This window comes from Pseudomonas sp. Lb2C2 (genome assembly GCF_052112205.1).
Lineage (GTDB): Bacteria > Pseudomonadota > Gammaproteobacteria > Pseudomonadales > Pseudomonadaceae > Aquipseudomonas > Aquipseudomonas kilonensis.
Genome location: NZ_JAUTYW010000004.1, coordinates 273,698 through 288,146, shown reverse-complemented (window position 1 = coordinate 288,146; position 14,449 = coordinate 273,698). Strand labels below are relative to the sequence as shown.

The following is a 14,449-nucleotide window of genomic DNA, read 5'->3' as shown; positions in this document are numbered from 1 at the left end:
GTGTTGCCTGTCAGGATTTAAGCCTGTGCGAACCTGATCGTCTTATCGCAGACGCCGCCTTGGGCCGGCGTGGGTTTCTGCGGCGGCTTGCACCACAGCGCAAGCTCCATGCCCTCGAGCAACTCCATCGCCCAGGCCACCGTCACCGCCCCACCATATACGTAGTGGTCGGGCCGCACGATCACCACATTGCACCCTCGTTGTTCCAGCCATTGCGCCAACAGCCCATCGACTTCCTGGTACTCATCAGCAGCGCGGGCCCCTGATTGCTCAGAGCTGACCAAGCGCACGACGTGAACAGGCAAGCCCTTAAGTGACTGGCTGCTGCGCAGGCACCTCAACAACGCACTGGCATCGAACCCGGGGGCAACGACCACGCGAAACGCTTGGCCAGTAAACTCATCAAGCAAGGCCTGCTTGCCTGCATGGTTGATCACCATTGGCTGGGGAAACAGCTCTCCGGCCGGCGACACTTGCGCGATAAACCCCTGGGACAGACCGGGGATCAGCGATTGCCGGATGGTCCCGCCCGGGTTCTCCTTCATATGTTCGATCAGCCGTGCATCCCGGTTCGCCGCTCTCTCGCTGTCGCGCTCGCAGATCACACCGCCGAACTCCTTGGCCGCAAGGGTGGTCTGGCGCACATGAGGGATACGCTCGATCTGATAGGTCTCCAGGAAATCCGGAGCCGCCAGCCCTTCTTTCACCAGGGCGATTTTCCAGACCAGATTCAAGGCATCGCGAATCCCCTGGCACATGCCTTGCGCCAGGAATGGCGGCGTCATGTGGGCCGCATCTCCGAGAAAGAACACTCGGTCGGCTTTCCATTGCTCCAGGATCAACGCGTGGAATCGGTACGCCGAAGCCCGCCATAACTGATAGTCCTGCTCTGGCAACCAGCGGGCAATCAGCTTCTTGATCGTTTCAGGCTTTGAGATTTCCGAAGGCTGCTCATCCGGATTGATCATGAACTCCCAACGACGATGGCGCCCGGGGCCGACGACAAAGGTGCACGGCCTGGCCAATTCGCAGAACTGGACGTTGGTCTTCGGTAGGTCCTCCCCAGCCCCTTCGTTGAGGATCACATCGACCACCAGCCACGGCTCGTCAAAAGCCAGGTCGTCCATCTTCAACCCCAAGCGGGTGCGGATTGGGCTGGTGCCGCCATCACAGGCCAGCACATGGGTTGCCGTGACCGTGCGTTCGGTCCCGTCCTTCGCCTGAATGCGCACATTAGCCAGGGACTCGTCGGAGTCGACCGACAGCACCTCGGAGCCAAGCTCAACGGTTACCGATTTGAAACGAGCAATTTTTTCACGAAGTGCGCGTTCTACCGGTGGCTGGGAAAACACATAATTTGGCGCCCAACCCAGTGGAAAAGGCGGCTTGGCAGCGTCAATGCGCTTGATCAACTGCGAACCGGTCGTGCGGTATTCCGAGGGGCGGTACGGCATGACATGTTCGGCAATGTTCTCAGCCAGGCCGATATTGCCGAAGACGCGCATCACTTCATGGTCAAAGCCCATGGCCCGAGGGTTAGCATAGACCGCTTCGGACTTGTCCACCACCAGGGCATTGAGCCCCCACAGACCGGCCAGATTGGCGCACAAGGCGCCCACCGGTCCCATTCCAACAATGATGACATCGTAGTCCATCGTCTACTCCGCTTCTTGTAGTTGTCGATTGCGAATGCTGGTTGATGTCGATAGGGACTCCTGTCATCAACCAGGCTTCATCTGTACCGGAGGGAACGGTCAGGCGATTCGGACCCGTTGCTCTTCAATCCTCGCGCGAATGGAATCCATCCATTGCGCGCGTGTCTGGAACCCTGGACGACGCCTGCACATTGCCTCGGTCTGAGCCAGGATGACCTCGCTCGGCAGCTCAAGATCCAGTGGCTCCTTGCACGGCTGAGCGCTATAGAACGGTGTATCGACATACATTTCGACGGGGTTGCCTTCAGGGTCTTTGAAGTAAATCGACCAGGCATTTCCGTGATCTACTTGGGCAATGCCTTCAATGCCGCTTTTCTTGGCAAATTGGTAATAGGTCTTCAGATCATCCAACGAATTGAGCAGGAACGACAGTTGATTGATCGGATTGAAGGGCAGATCAACTGGCTTGCCATCAAAGAGCACGACCTGATGATGCAGCTCCGGATTCTGCGTCATGAAAAACAGGCGATGCCCGGTCGAGGCCACGCCTTTGTCGCTGACGATGAAACCCAGGATGCGACAGTAGAAATCGACCATCCGATCCAGGTCTGAGCAGAACACGCCGGAATGGGTGAAATTGATAGTGGGTAACGCGGGCATGTGGAACCTCCAGTTTTTATGATTGTGTAGAGGACAACGCTCAGGCTTCGTCAATGACGCCGTTCGATAGGGTCCCGATTTCAGTGATGACCACTTCGAACACATCTCCGGGCTTCAGGAAAATCGGCGGTTTGCGCTTGAAGCCGATCCCGCTCGGCGTTCCGGTTGCCAGAATGTCACCCGGGTTCCATGGCAGCGCCTTGGACACGTAGGAGATCAAATGCGGAATGTCGAAAGCCAACTCCGAGAGGCTACCTTCCTGCAGTTGTTCGCCGTTGAGAACGCCCCGCACTACCAGCTTACGGTAATCGGAAATCTGCGACGCTGGAATGACCCAAGGGCCCAGTGCGCCAGTTTTCCTGAACGTCTTGCCCATGCCGTACTGGTGCGTATGAAACTGCCAATCACGCACGCTGGCATCGTTGAAGCAGGTGTAGCCCGCCACATGGTCCATGGCATCGGCCGGATCGATGTGCGAACCACCTTTACCAATGACGACGGCCAGCTCTGCTTCGAAGTCGAATTGTTCTGACACTTTTGGCCTGACCAGAGGTTCGCCGTGAGGCAGTAGCGTTTCGGCGAATCGCTGGAATATCACTGGGAACTCCCCAACCTTCCTGCCGGCCTCTTCGGCGTGAGCCACATAGTTGATGCCCACACAGATCACCTTGCCGGGATTGGGTATGACGGCCTCCAACTGAATGCTGGAAAACGAATAATCGGGCTGGACGGCCTCTACGATTTCACGAGCCTCTTGGACCAGCAGTCGATTGGCCAGAAAGGAGGCAAGGTCTGGAACCTGCGCAAAACGCCGGGTCAGCTCGACCACCCCGTCACCTGAGACGGCGCCAAAATGGGCCTTCCCTTCTTTGCGGTACGAAATCAGCTTCATATTTCTCTCCTATTTTTGTGCACAAAAACTAATTTCTTGCACCATACATCATTAAATGCATAATGCAAAAGGTCGCGAAAAAAAATAACGAGCCCCATGAGGCTCCTGGTTCTGGAGGCAAGCATGTCGCTGGTGATGGTTCGTAAGATCAAACTGGACATCGAAGAAATATTCCACGAGGGAGGCCCCCGTTCATCAACGCCGTTACGCATTGCGGTCGCCACCGCGGTGGTCACCAATCCCTTCGCCGGCAGGTATGAAGAAGACCTGCTGCCATTCATGCAGGAGCTCAGGGGGTTAGGTGCACAACTGTCGGAGCAATTGATCCAGGCACTGGGCGGTGCCGCGCAAGTGCAGGCTTATGGCAAGGGCGCGATTGTCGGTGAAGACGGCGAACTGGAACACGGAGCGGTCTGGCACGAAGCCGGTGGCTGGGCCATGCGTGAGGCACTGGGCAACCCCAAGGCCATCGTTCCAGCAGGCAAGACTATCGGTGGACCTGGTTGCCGGGTGATGATTCCGCTGGGGCATATCCAGGCAGCTTATGTCCGCAGTCATTTTGGTGTGGCGGAAATGACGGTATGGGACGGCCCCCGCCGCGGCGAAATAGCTTTCGGCCTGGCCATGGCTACGGGCGGCAGGATCCATTCGCGACTGGGCGGCCTAGCGGTCGCCGACGTGAGAGGTGAAGACGGCTTACGTTGATGCCAAGGTTTTGAAGTGTCGCTCCACGGATTACGTACTACGACAAAAATAATATAAGTATAGGAGAACATCATGACTGCAAAAACGATGCGCGCCGCACGCCTGTATGAAGGCGGCAAACCCATGGTCATCGAGCAGTTGCCCGTACCGGGCATTCGTCCAACTGAAGTGCTCGTCAAGATCAAGGCCTGCGGAATCGTCCCCAACCTCCATAACATCCTGACCAACTGGGTTAAATGGTTCCCCCAAAATCCTCTGCCGAAACTGCCGGCGACCTTCGGCCTTGACCCAACGGGAGTCATCGAGGCAGTAGGCGAACAGGTCTACGACTTCAAGGTTGGTGACCGGGTCTACGTCAATCCAGGCCGCCACTGCGGTTCCTGCCGGTCTTGTCGTGCGGGCAATACCATCGCCTGCACGGCGTACACCTTCAATGGCTATTTCGGTTTCACGCCCAAAAGCCCGCGCATGTTCGAAGACTATCCCTACGGTGGTCTTTGCGAGTACATCCCTGCGCCGCAATACAGTCTGGTGAAACTGCCCGATAACCTCAGCTTCGAGACGGCCGCGCGACTGGGCTACCTGGGTACCGCCTACAAGGCAATGCTCAAGGCCAATGTCGGGCCTGGCACCACCCTGCTGATCAATGGCATCAGTGGCACGCTCGGCTTGGGCGCAGTGGCACTGGCGCTGGCGATGGGCGTGCGTAAGATTCTCGGCACGGCCCGCAACCAGGAGCTCTTCCAGCGGGTGAAAGACCTCGCCGCGCCAGGTCGGATTGAAATCCACACCCTGGGCACGCTGCCGACCAACGAGTGGGTCAGTGAAATCACCAATGGTGAAGGCGTTGATGTGGTGATCGATGCTCTGGGTCCAGGTGCGCCACACGAGACCCTGACCCAAGCCCTCAAGTCCATCCACCGCGGCGGGCATCTGGTCAACATCGGCGCCATCGCCGGTGACGTCCCGATCGATCTGCACTGGATCATGGACAACGACATCCAGATCAGCGGTTCGGCCTGGTTCACCGCTGGGCAAGGACAAGCCATGGCGGACATGGTGGAATCTGGCACGCTGGATCTTTCATTCTTTGAAAACACCGCTTTCAGCCTGGAAAAAGTGAACGACGCGATTACCGGTATCGAAAATCGACATGGCGGCTTCAGCAATTACGTCATCTGCCCCTGACATTAACGAAACCCGTTCACCACAACGGCGGGCACCGTAATGCCCGCCCACACTCCCAGGGGAATGCTATGAAAATCCGAAGAGTCGTCACGGGCCTGGATGCCGCAGGCCAATCCGTATTTATCAGCGATGACGCTGCTCCACGCGCGTGCTCCTTTGAATCCATTCCCGGCCATGCCATGGCGCACCTGTGGTCCACCGGATCAACGGCCGGAACGTCCGTCGCACAGCAGGACCCCACCCTGGGGCACCCCTCCCTGGTGCCCGGGCCGGGCGAAACCAGCCTGGCAATCTATGATTTTCCGCCGGACACCGTGATGCAGAACCCGACGGATGTCGGACAGATGATCGAGGAATTGGGCGGTGCCCTGCCCGGCTTGTTCGAATGCTTTGAACCGGACCATCCGGGCATGCACACGACCCCGACCATCGACTACGGCATTCTGCTCCAGGGTGAACTCTGGCTGGAGCTGGACAATGGAGAACAAAAACTGATCCGGCCCGGCGACGTTGTCATCCAGCGCGGAACCCGTCACGCATGGCGTAACAAAAGCGATCAAGTCGCCCGAGCACTGTTTGTGATGATCGGTGCAAAACGCGACTAGCCAACATTTTCCCAAACGCTGAATCTAGGATATATACATGACCCTACGTCAGATTGCGGTGATCGGCGCCGGTACGATGGGCAGCGGAATCGCCCAGACGTGCGCGGCAGCCGGCCACGACCTATTGCTCATCGATATCAGCGAACAGGCACTGGAGCGAGGCCTGCACGCAATGCAGAAGAATTTGGACCGGCAAGTGGGCAAAGGGACCCTCACCTGTCAGCAAGCCACCGACACGCTAAAACGCATCCGCACCTCGACTCATCACACCGATCTGAACGATAGGGATATGGTGATTGAGGCAGCCACGGAAAACTTTGCCCTCAAGTGCTCGATCCTACAACAGATCGCCACCCATGCTCGCCCGGACTGTCTGATCGCCAGCAACACCTCATCGCTGTCGATCACAGAACTGGCAACCAGCATCAACCGCCCGGAACGCTTCATGGGTATTCATTTCTTCAACCCGGTGCCCGTCATGGGGCTGGTGGAGCTAATCCGTGGTTTGCAGACCAGCGACACAACCTGCTTCGTCGCCCAGGCACTGGTCGAACAGCTGGGAAAAACCGCGATCCACACTCAAAATCGCCCGGGATTCATAGTCAATCGAATCCTCATTCCGATGATCAACGAAGCCATCTTCGTCCTTCAGGAAAATGGCGATGCTCAAGCAATCGATGCCAGCATGCGATTGGGGTGCAATCAGCCGATCGGGCCTTTGGCATTGGCCGATCTGATTGGATTGGATACCGTGCTGGCCATTCTGGAAAGCTTGCAAACTGGTTTTGGTGACCCGAAATACCGTGCCACACCTTTACTTAGGGAGTTTGTTGCGGCGGGTTTCTTAGGAAAAAAATCGGGACGAGGCTTTCATGTTTACAACTGAAGGTTATAGCGGATACGAAACTATACGTGCTCAAGCTTTGGAGCTCTTCGTTAGCAAGGGATTCGGCCAAGTTAGCATGCGGGAATTGGCTCGCCATGTGGGCCTTGCTCCAGGCTCACTGTACAACCACTTCCCTAGCAAGCAAGCGTTGTTATTCGATCTAATCGAGGAAATTTATGAAGAGCTCTATCTGCTTGTTAAACCTGCGCGGCAAGGAGTTGGCCAAGTTCGTTCTCTATCGGGTCTGATCGTTGCACATCTGCGCTTGCACCGACGGCGCCCGCAGTCCTTTCGACTGGCGCTACATGGCTTCGTCTATCTAGATGACGCTCAGCAGCAACGGATCGTCCAAAAGCGCACACTATATGAAAGCGCATTTATTGCCGCAGTATTCAATGGCACTCTCTTGGCCAAGGATACTGGTTCGGTGGCTGCGCATGCCATCATACAATTTCTCAATTGCCTACCAGACTGGCTTGATGATAGCCAGGTAGATGACCAGACTTGCATACTTCTTGTTGATCAACTTGTCTCGGGGGCACTCCGCGAATGCTCAAAGACAGCCATCCGAAAAGTTCCTGCTGTCGCTCGTTGAATTAAATACCGCTTAACATGCGAGCGAGGGCAGCTGCTAAGCTCCACAGAGAAGCGTCAACATACGCACAACTGCCCAATAGCTATTTAGATCTTGTTTTTTAACGCATCAAGATATATGGCTAACGAAAACGTACTGACTCAATTACGTCAGCACCCTCCGTTAAATCCGCGTCAGACAGGGTTTAATGAGACCAACTTCTAGCCAATTATCGTTCGGCTCCTTCACTGCAAATCGCAAAAAAACCAGCTGATAAATTTTAAATAAACTCCTGATTGAGTTCCAAATACCTAAAGAATGTGCCGGTATCGCCTATTAGATTCTCAACCGGCCGCATACCCGGAGCCAAAGCAGCTCAATGTCAGATCCGAAAACGTCCTACCAAATTGGTCAGCTCTACAGCAAGACGTGAAAGCTCATGACTGGCTGCATTGGTCTGCATTGATCCGGCCGCCGATTGCGCCGAGAGATCACGGATGGCAACCAGGTTGCTGTCCACTTCACGCGCGACCTGGGCCTGTTCTTCGGCGGCGGTGGCGATCACCAGGTTGCGCTCGTTAATCTCCCCGATAGCAACAAATATATCCTCCAACACAACTCCAGAGGCTTGGGTGATCTCTAAGGTTCCTTCGGCGCGTGCCGCACTGCTGCGCATCGACTCGACCGCCTGCTCAGCGGTATTTTGCACACTACCGATCATCTGCTCAATCTCGCGGGTCGACTCCTGAGTTCGATAGGCCAGCGTCCGCACTTCGTCCGCCACCACCGCAAAACCACGTCCAGCCTCACCGGCACGAGCCGCCTCAATCGCCGCGTTGAGCGCCAGCAGATTGGTCTGTTCCGACACTGCGCGGATGACATCTAGCACCTTGCCAATGTTGCGCACCTCTTCGGCCAAACGTTGGATGCGCTGAGCACTGTCCTGAATTTCGGCAGTCATCGATAAGGTGCCGTCTATGTTCTGCCTGACCTGCTGGCGGCTCTTTTCCGACAGGGTGTTGGAGGCCGTCGCTGCTTGGGAGGTAGAAACCGCATTGCGTGCCACCTCCTCCACAGCGCTTGTCATCTCGTTGACCGCCGCAGCGGCCTGTTCCAATTGCATATCCTGCTGTTGCAAGCCACGGCTACTTTCCTCTGTCACAGCGTAAAGTTCTTCAGCGGCCGAGGCCAGCTGGGTAGCGGATCCGTTAATCAAGGTCAACGTGTCACGGGAGCTGGCTTGCATTCGCCGTAGTTCTATGAAGAGTTCTCCAATTTCGTTGCGGCTCGGCACCACCACTTCCTGAGTCAGGTCGCCACTGGCGATGCGCTTGAAATGCTCGCCTGCATCACGCAGTGGGCGTAGTACGCGTCCGGCGATAAATATCCAGCACAGCACCACCAGCACCAGAGTAACTAAGCCTAGGACGATTGCCAGGGTCTGCGAACTACTCAGGCGGCCTGCCGAATCTTCAGTAATTTCCTGGGCACGGACATCCAGCGCGGCCACTAGATCCGTCCGAATCTTCTGAAGCTTAGTCATGCTGTTGCCAGCGTCGATATTGACTTGGAAATACTGGTCGGCAGAACGTGCCCGAGTGGCCTTTCGCTGGCCTGCGATGGCTTCGCCATATTCACTAAAGGCCCGTTTCAGCTCCTCAGACAAGGCCGCGAGTTTGGGATCGCTAATATCAGCAGTAGCAGAAGTAACCTTGGCCATCGCATCTGTCCAGATACCCTCACTTCGCACCAGGCGCGCCTCGGCGGCGTCAAAGCGACTGCCCACGGTCTCTATGAAGGCTGAGGATACGTTGGCGCTTGCACGAATCGCCAGCAAGAAAGCGTTGTTGACCCCATCAATTTGCTTAGACGTACGGCTCAACTCATCAATATGATCAAAGCTGCGCATCGCTGCCCACCAACTGGTGAGCACGGAGTACAGCAAGGCAACTGTGAACAGCAGCAAGACTCCAGCCATGCCAGTACGGATTTTGAGGTGGGTGAACATTAGCAGCACTCCGGAACATATGAATAGTCGTAATAATTCTATCCACCCGGACCGCCTAAACTTTAACTGCCCGAGAACCAATCCGGGCGATTAACGCACAAATCTGCACCCGCATAGGCCATCCCGCACAGCGATCCATTCTGGATGTTGTCGGTTATGTGCTTTTTCAGGTACCTCCAATGCGCGAATAAATCCAGTCGGGTCACCAGATCATCACTCAACACGTGCTCATCTTTCATATCGTGCTCCACGTTCTCAGTGCGCGCAGAACCTGCACTTGCCAGAGTCTAGTTACATAAGTCGGTTAGCAATAGCGCAAGGCTATTCCTGTCAGACCGCCATGCTCGAGGAATTGTGTGTGGAACCATACTTTTCAGAAATCTCATTGGGGCCTTTCAAGTCAAGATTTGCGTCGCGCTCCAGGAAATCCTGGCTCATCTGGTAATGGTTGCTACGCTGGTCACAATCGACTTCATCGATTTCGCCATCATCCAGCTCGCGTGCTTCATCATTTAGCAGATATCCAGTTGACGGTCGTCACCCTTGTCGCAGTTGACCCACTTGCCGGTGAATTGGCAGGGCTCGACTTTTCCCGGGAAATTCTCCGGGTATCCATTTGACGACCGTCGCAGGTATATCCCTGAAAGCGTTACGTGATTCGAAATAAACCATCGACGATTCCAGCCTGGCTGAGCCTGGCCTTCAGATCACCATCAATTTCTTCAGTATCCGCTCGATAAAGACGTACTCGGCGATATGCGCGATGAAGGTCGATATCTGTGCCCAAAAAATCCCAGACTACTCGAGAGCAGACAGGTATTCGATGGTCACAGGCCGACACGCCCATTTTGAGCCCGTTGAGACGTGTAATTCGGCTCTTGAAACTAGGGATCAGGATAGTTTGGCTGATCTCATTGGAAGTGAGCGTTTCGTAGTCGATTAAAAAGACCCTATCCTGTAGATAATAGACAACCCCCATGTATCGATAGCACTCGAAATCCTCAGTGCCCGGAACTCTGGATTGCAAGCGCTCATTACGTTCATAGACGAAGTCGCCATCCTTTTCATGGATATGAACCAGAGAACACACGATATGCCCAGGATCAGATATAGCGTAGTGGTACTCGTGGTAGTACCCCATCAACATCTGGCCCCTTGGAGACGACGACTGTTTGAGGTGCTCCAAGACTCGCTGAGGTCCGCTCCTCTCCGATGCTCGCAGCAAACGCCTGGGCTGCCCTCCTATAAGGCTGATGAATTGCTCCGTTGGCATCGCTATTTCGTACTCCTCCACACCGAAAAAATCGCAGATGCGTTTGAGGTTGAAAGGCGTAGGAAAGCTGTGCCCGCTCAGATATCGGTTGAACTGGCCGCGATTGAATTTCAGCTTTCGGCAGACGTCGGCGATCGAACGATAATGGCGGCAAAGCTGCTTTAGATTTGAAGGGAAAAACTCACGCATCTCATTCAACACTTGTTCAGAAAGTCGCTAGATGGCGCAAAAGTAGCAGCAAGTCGCGACGGTTTCGAACAACTCACGCAATTGCGCTCAATCAGACAATAACCAAATATTGCCGGCACCCCGACAGACTTCTTTTTCTTAGTTCACCTCTAGATCATGACTACAGCAGGCAGTAACAAATACTACAGCCCCCACTCTATTATTTCCCTCTGCATGGTGTGGTCCACGGTAAGTACCACACCCACAGCATTCTCCAGTTCTTAAAGCCCACAGTTCATCGGAGGCGCCCTCCCCCTAAAGCAGAAACCCAAATTGCTTATCAAGCTTTCCCTTCTTATCAATGGATGATAGTTAAGGATTCAACTTGGAACTTCGTCACTTGCGTGGATTCATCGCTGTTGCAGAAGAGCTTCACTTCGCGCGCGCTGCAGAACGGCTGCATATCGAACAATCGCCCCTATCCAGGACCATCAAGGAGCTCGAGTCGGACATCGGTGCGCAGCTATTTGACAGAAACGGCAACCACTTCCCTAGCAAGCAAGCGTTGTTATTCGATCTAATCGAGGAAATTTATGAAGAACTCTATATGCTTGTTAAACCTGCGCGGCAAGGAGCTGGTCAAGTTCGTTCTCTGTCGAGTCTGATCGTTGCACATCTGCGCTTGCACCGACGGCGCCCGCAACACTTTCGACTAGCGCTACATGGCTTTGTTTATCTAGATGACGCTCAGCAGCAACGGATCGTCAACAAGCGCAAACTATATGAAAGCGCATTTATTGCCTCAGTATTCAACGCTGCTTTTCTGGCCAAAGACACTAGCTCGGTGGCTGTGCAGGCCATTATACAATTTCTCAATTGCCTACCGGGCTGGCTTGATGATCGCCATCTAAATGACGAGGCATGCGTACTTCTTGTCGAGCAACTTGTCACAGGAGCACTCCGAGAATGCCCACAGTCAGCTATCCGAAAAATCCCTGCTGTCGCCCCTTGAATTAAATACCGCTTAACATGCGAGCGAGACTATTCACTCAACACTCTTTTGTCCACTCTGATTGAATCATGTACAACACGACGTGTTTTCATAATTTGAGGTAATGGTCGTGCGCGAATGAAAACCAGCTGCTAAGGTCCGCAGGGAAGCGCCTATATACTCATAACTACCAAACAGTTATTTGGATTTTGTTTTTTAACGCATAAAGATATATAGATAACGAAACGCACTGACGAATCACGGCTGCACCCTATGTTAAGCCCGCGTCACGCAGGATTTAATGAGACCAACGTCTAGCCTATTATCGTTCGGCGTCTTCACTGCAAACCGCCAGAAATCAGCCTGATAAATTTTAGTTTTCAGTGCCCATCTAAAAGTACGATCGGCAAGGGGTTGTCTGGGCGAGCTCTGGCTGCCAGTCTTGGATAGCTGTCAGTCTCAAAAATAATCAATGATAAGAGATTACCTCATGCTCAGAATAGGGGTTTTAGGATGCGGCCGGATAGGAAATGTGCACGCTGCAAGCGTTGTGCAGATTCCATCTGCCAAACTGATTGCAGTAGCCGATGCAATTCCTGCAGCGGCTCAAGCATGTGCCAACCGATTCAATGTCGAAGCACGTTCGATTCAGGATCTCATCGGCGCAAATGATATCGACGCGGTAGTCATCGCGACGTCCTCGCCCACACACTTCGAGTTCATTCACGCCGTGGCGGACGCAGGAAAACCGATTTTTTGTGAAAAGCCTATCGATATGTCTTCTGATAGGGTTCGGCAGTGCATTGAGAAGGTAGCTGCAGCCGGGGTCCCTTTCATGACCGCGTTCAATCAGCGCTTCGATCCACACTTCGGGGCGCTTCAAAAACGTCTCGCTGCTGGCGAAATTGGTGAACTGGAATCGGTGTCAATCATTTCCCGAGATCCATCCCCTCCGCCGAGAGATTACCTTAAAGGCTCCGGTGGCATTTTCAGAGACATGATGATTCATGACTTTGACTTAGCTAGATTTCTACTAAACGAAAATCCGACCCGGGTTTTCGCAACCGGTGCTGCTTTAATCGATCCAAGTATCAAAGAGCTGCATGATGTAGACACCGCAGTTGCACTGCTGATGACCAAATCAGGCAAAATCTGCCAGATCTCCAACTCGCGGCGCGCTAGTTACGGTTATGACCAGCGACTTGAAGTGCATGGCGCCAAGGGCATGCTGCGAGTGAAGAATGTGCATGAAAATCAGGTGGAGAGTGCAACAAGCCTTGGCTTTACCCTGCCTGTTGCGAAGCCATTCTTCCTCGAGCGATTCGGCCCCGCTTATCTCGCCGAAATGGAACATTTTATTTCGTGCATCTCCACAGGCACTTCTCCCACTCCGAATGCAAAGGATGGGCTGATAGCTCAGTTGATCGCAGATGCTGCCACTGAATCCTTGGCGCTCGGCCAACCGGTCGATATTAACTACTAGTCACCACAGTAGGAATAACCATGAGAATTGGGATTATAGGACTCGGGAATGTAGCCGAACTCCACCTTACAGCGTTGAAAGAGCTTGATCCTGACGCATATGTGGGCGGTTGGGGTAGAACTGCCAAAAGAGCGGAGCTGCTCATAGAGCGATTTGGGGGACGCCTTTATGCATCTCCGGAGGCATTGCTCGCAGACGAGGCCATTGATGCCGTAATAATTTGCACCAATGCTGCATCTCATTTTACTTTCGCGAAGCAAGCGTTGTTAGCAAAGAAACATGTTCTGATAGAGAAACCTATTTGCGAAAGACCAGAGCAAATTCAGGAACTGGTGCAATTAGCGCGGGAAGCCGGCAAGGTTTGCATGCCCTCACATAACTATGTATACGCCGAAACGATGCAACGGGTGCGAGCTCATATCGATGCCGGTCACCTGGGTGAAATCCTGAACTTTTGGGCGATATATAATAAGCGTCACCCAGCAGAAATGGGATCGCCCGATCTGACCATGAGTGAATTGATGGTACACCACGTCTACTGCATGCTGTACTTCTTAGGACGTCCAGCAAGAATTTTTGCTACCGGCTCCAACGTTCACTTTGATGATCCACAAGCCCATGATCAATTGATGATCGTTGCTGAATACCCTAACGGGACAATTGCGAATCTGTGGGGAAGCTTTTCAGCTGATGACCGCAGTCGCGACCCTTGGTCCGTGTACTTCAAGATCATTGGAAAAAACGGGTCCGCCGTCGTCCCTTGGGACACCACCAAGTTCGGCGACGCAAGGCTACCGTTCTGGGATGACGGAACATATTGGGATAGTTTCTATCAGATTCAGAAATTTTTCCTAGGCGAGTGCCTCACCAATAAGAGAAGTCCACTGTCTACAATGGATGATGCACTGGATACTGCGGTGATTATGGATGTAGCGCGTGATTCGATAGCCTTACGCCAATCGATAGAAATTGCTTACATTAATGTTGATGATCATTTCGCGTAACCGCCTTCATTTTTACCAAAGAGATGGTGCATCATTTTTTTGCTCCGTTTTCGTTCGCCTCGTAGGCAAGGCAACACTTGCTACTTCGAGACAAACGGTAACGCCCTCGCCGACCGTTCATTTCGAAATGTACGAACATGACGGCACATATATGGGAAATCGATTATTAACTTATCTAATATGGACATAACCAGACAGAAAACTCGGATTAAAAATTTAAAAATATAAGGGATGATACTGACCTCCCCATGCGGGCGTGGCGCATTGTCATGACTCGTTACGCATTGATTTGAAAAGTATTCCGGAGGGCTTTGTCTATTTGACTATGGAGGTCATGGGCGGATGCTTGCTTTCAAT

Annotated in this window: 13 protein-coding genes and 1 pseudogene; 8 read left to right on the top strand and 6 right to left on the bottom strand. The window is 53.5% G+C overall.

Going from position 1 to position 14,449, the window contains the following annotated elements; genetic code table 11:
- Nucleotides 1-17: 17 nt before the first annotated feature.
- The 3 genes from Q7F16_RS13345 to Q7F16_RS13335 form a co-directional block, all read right to left on the bottom strand.
- Nucleotides 18-1,655, bottom strand: coding sequence for a bifunctional 3-(3-hydroxy-phenyl)propionate/3-hydroxycinnamic acid hydroxylase (locus Q7F16_RS13345; protein WP_409556254.1), 1,638 nt, complete (start codon nt 1,653-1,655; stop codon nt 18-20).
- A gap of 99 nt (nt 1,656-1,754) precedes the next feature.
- Nucleotides 1,755-2,315, bottom strand: a complete 561-nt coding sequence (locus tag Q7F16_RS13340; RefSeq protein ID WP_409556253.1) for a VOC family protein — start codon at nt 2,313-2,315, stop codon at nt 1,755-1,757.
- 40 nt (nt 2,316-2,355) lie between these two features.
- The gene (locus tag Q7F16_RS13335; protein ID WP_409556252.1) at nt 2,356-3,207 is read right to left on the bottom strand and encodes a fumarylacetoacetate hydrolase family protein; all 852 of its coding nucleotides are present in this window, start codon (nt 3,205-3,207) and stop codon (nt 2,356-2,358) included.
- A 96-nt stretch (nt 3,208-3,303) separates the two neighbouring features.
- On the opposite strand from Q7F16_RS13335, the gene Q7F16_RS13330 reads away from it, so the two are divergent.
- The 5 genes from Q7F16_RS13330 to Q7F16_RS13310 all read left to right on the top strand — a co-directional run bounded on the left by Q7F16_RS13330 (nt 3,304) and on the right by Q7F16_RS13310 (nt 7,186).
- On the top strand, nt 3,304-3,912 hold the full coding sequence (locus Q7F16_RS13330; RefSeq protein ID WP_409556251.1) for an amino acid synthesis family protein: 609 nt from the start codon (nt 3,304-3,306) through the stop codon (nt 3,910-3,912).
- A 72-nt stretch (nt 3,913-3,984) separates the two neighbouring features.
- Entirely contained in the window at nt 3,985-5,100 is a 1,116-nt protein-coding gene (locus Q7F16_RS13325; protein WP_046061937.1) for an alcohol dehydrogenase catalytic domain-containing protein, read from the top strand.
- Between the two features lie 68 nt (nt 5,101-5,168).
- The gene (locus tag Q7F16_RS13320; RefSeq protein ID WP_046061938.1) at nt 5,169-5,705 is read left to right on the top strand and encodes a cupin domain-containing protein; all 537 of its coding nucleotides are present in this window, start codon (nt 5,169-5,171) and stop codon (nt 5,703-5,705) included.
- Nucleotides 5,706-5,742: 37 nt separating this feature from the next.
- Nucleotides 5,743-6,591 (top strand): 3-hydroxyacyl-CoA dehydrogenase NAD-binding domain-containing protein, encoded by an 849-nt coding sequence (locus Q7F16_RS13315; RefSeq protein WP_409556250.1) that lies wholly within the window; start codon nt 5,743-5,745, stop codon nt 6,589-6,591.
- Entirely contained in the window at nt 6,578-7,186 is a 609-nt protein-coding gene (locus tag Q7F16_RS13310; protein WP_409556249.1) for a TetR/AcrR family transcriptional regulator, read from the top strand. The genes Q7F16_RS13315 and Q7F16_RS13310 overlap by 14 nt, the downstream gene beginning before the upstream one ends.
- A gap of 361 nt (nt 7,187-7,547) precedes the next feature.
- Here the strand turns inward: Q7F16_RS13310 and Q7F16_RS13305 are convergent, their stop codons facing one another.
- From Q7F16_RS13305 to Q7F16_RS13295, 3 genes are all read right to left on the bottom strand, one after another.
- The gene (locus Q7F16_RS13305) at nt 7,548-9,173 is read right to left on the bottom strand and encodes a methyl-accepting chemotaxis protein (RefSeq protein WP_409556248.1); all 1,626 of its coding nucleotides are present in this window, start codon (nt 9,171-9,173) and stop codon (nt 7,548-7,550) included.
- 62 nt (nt 9,174-9,235) lie between these two features.
- Entirely contained in the window at nt 9,236-9,412 is a 177-nt protein-coding gene (locus Q7F16_RS13300) for a hypothetical protein (protein WP_409556247.1), read from the bottom strand.
- Nucleotides 9,413-9,822: 410 nt separating this feature from the next.
- The gene (locus Q7F16_RS13295) at nt 9,823-10,635 is read right to left on the bottom strand and encodes a helix-turn-helix domain-containing protein (protein WP_409556246.1); all 813 of its coding nucleotides are present in this window, start codon (nt 10,633-10,635) and stop codon (nt 9,823-9,825) included.
- Nucleotides 10,636-10,999: 364 nt separating this feature from the next.
- On the opposite strand from Q7F16_RS13295, the pseudogene Q7F16_RS13290 reads away from it, so the two are divergent.
- From Q7F16_RS13290 to Q7F16_RS13280, 3 genes and pseudogenes are all read left to right on the top strand, one after another.
- Nucleotides 11,000-11,149, top strand: a pseudogene (locus Q7F16_RS13290) (LysR family transcriptional regulator); the annotation flags it as partial.
- 946 nt (nt 11,150-12,095) lie between these two features.
- The gene (iolG, locus tag Q7F16_RS13285) at nt 12,096-13,088 is read left to right on the top strand and encodes an inositol 2-dehydrogenase (protein WP_409556245.1); all 993 of its coding nucleotides are present in this window, start codon (nt 12,096-12,098) and stop codon (nt 13,086-13,088) included.
- Between the two features lie 20 nt (nt 13,089-13,108).
- Nucleotides 13,109-14,092 (top strand): Gfo/Idh/MocA family protein, encoded by a 984-nt coding sequence (locus tag Q7F16_RS13280; protein ID WP_409556244.1) that lies wholly within the window; start codon nt 13,109-13,111, stop codon nt 14,090-14,092.
- Nucleotides 14,093-14,449 lie beyond the last annotated feature (357 nt).

Bases quoted from the DNA above. Each gene is read 5' to 3' on its own strand.
- Q7F16_RS13345 (WP_409556254.1), bottom strand. From the start codon at position 1,655: ATGGACTACGATGTCATCATTGTTGGAATGGGACCGGTGGGCGCCTTG.
- Q7F16_RS13340 (WP_409556253.1), bottom strand. From the start codon at position 2,315: ATGCCCGCGTTACCCACTATCAATTTCACCCATTCCGGCGTGTTCTGC.
- Q7F16_RS13335 (WP_409556252.1), bottom strand. From the start codon at position 3,207: ATGAAGCTGATTTCGTACCGCAAAGAAGGGAAGGCCCATTTTGGCGCC.
- Q7F16_RS13330 (WP_409556251.1), top strand. From the start codon at position 3,304: ATGAGGCTCCTGGTTCTGGAGGCAAGCATGTCGCTGGTGATGGTTCGT.
- Q7F16_RS13325 (WP_046061937.1), top strand. From the start codon at position 3,985: ATGACTGCAAAAACGATGCGCGCCGCACGCCTGTATGAAGGCGGCAAA.
- Q7F16_RS13320 (WP_046061938.1), top strand. From the start codon at position 5,169: ATGAAAATCCGAAGAGTCGTCACGGGCCTGGATGCCGCAGGCCAATCC.
- Q7F16_RS13315 (WP_409556250.1), top strand. From the start codon at position 5,743: ATGACCCTACGTCAGATTGCGGTGATCGGCGCCGGTACGATGGGCAGC.
- Q7F16_RS13310 (WP_409556249.1), top strand. From the start codon at position 6,578: ATGTTTACAACTGAAGGTTATAGCGGATACGAAACTATACGTGCTCAA.
- Q7F16_RS13305 (WP_409556248.1), bottom strand. From the start codon at position 9,173: ATGTTCACCCACCTCAAAATCCGTACTGGCATGGCTGGAGTCTTGCTG.
- Q7F16_RS13300 (WP_409556247.1), bottom strand. From the start codon at position 9,412: ATGAAAGATGAGCACGTGTTGAGTGATGATCTGGTGACCCGACTGGAT.
- Q7F16_RS13295 (WP_409556246.1), bottom strand. From the start codon at position 10,635: ATGCGTGAGTTTTTCCCTTCAAATCTAAAGCAGCTTTGCCGCCATTAT.
- iolG (WP_409556245.1), top strand. From the start codon at position 12,096: ATGCTCAGAATAGGGGTTTTAGGATGCGGCCGGATAGGAAATGTGCAC.
- Q7F16_RS13280 (WP_409556244.1), top strand. From the start codon at position 13,109: ATGAGAATTGGGATTATAGGACTCGGGAATGTAGCCGAACTCCACCTT.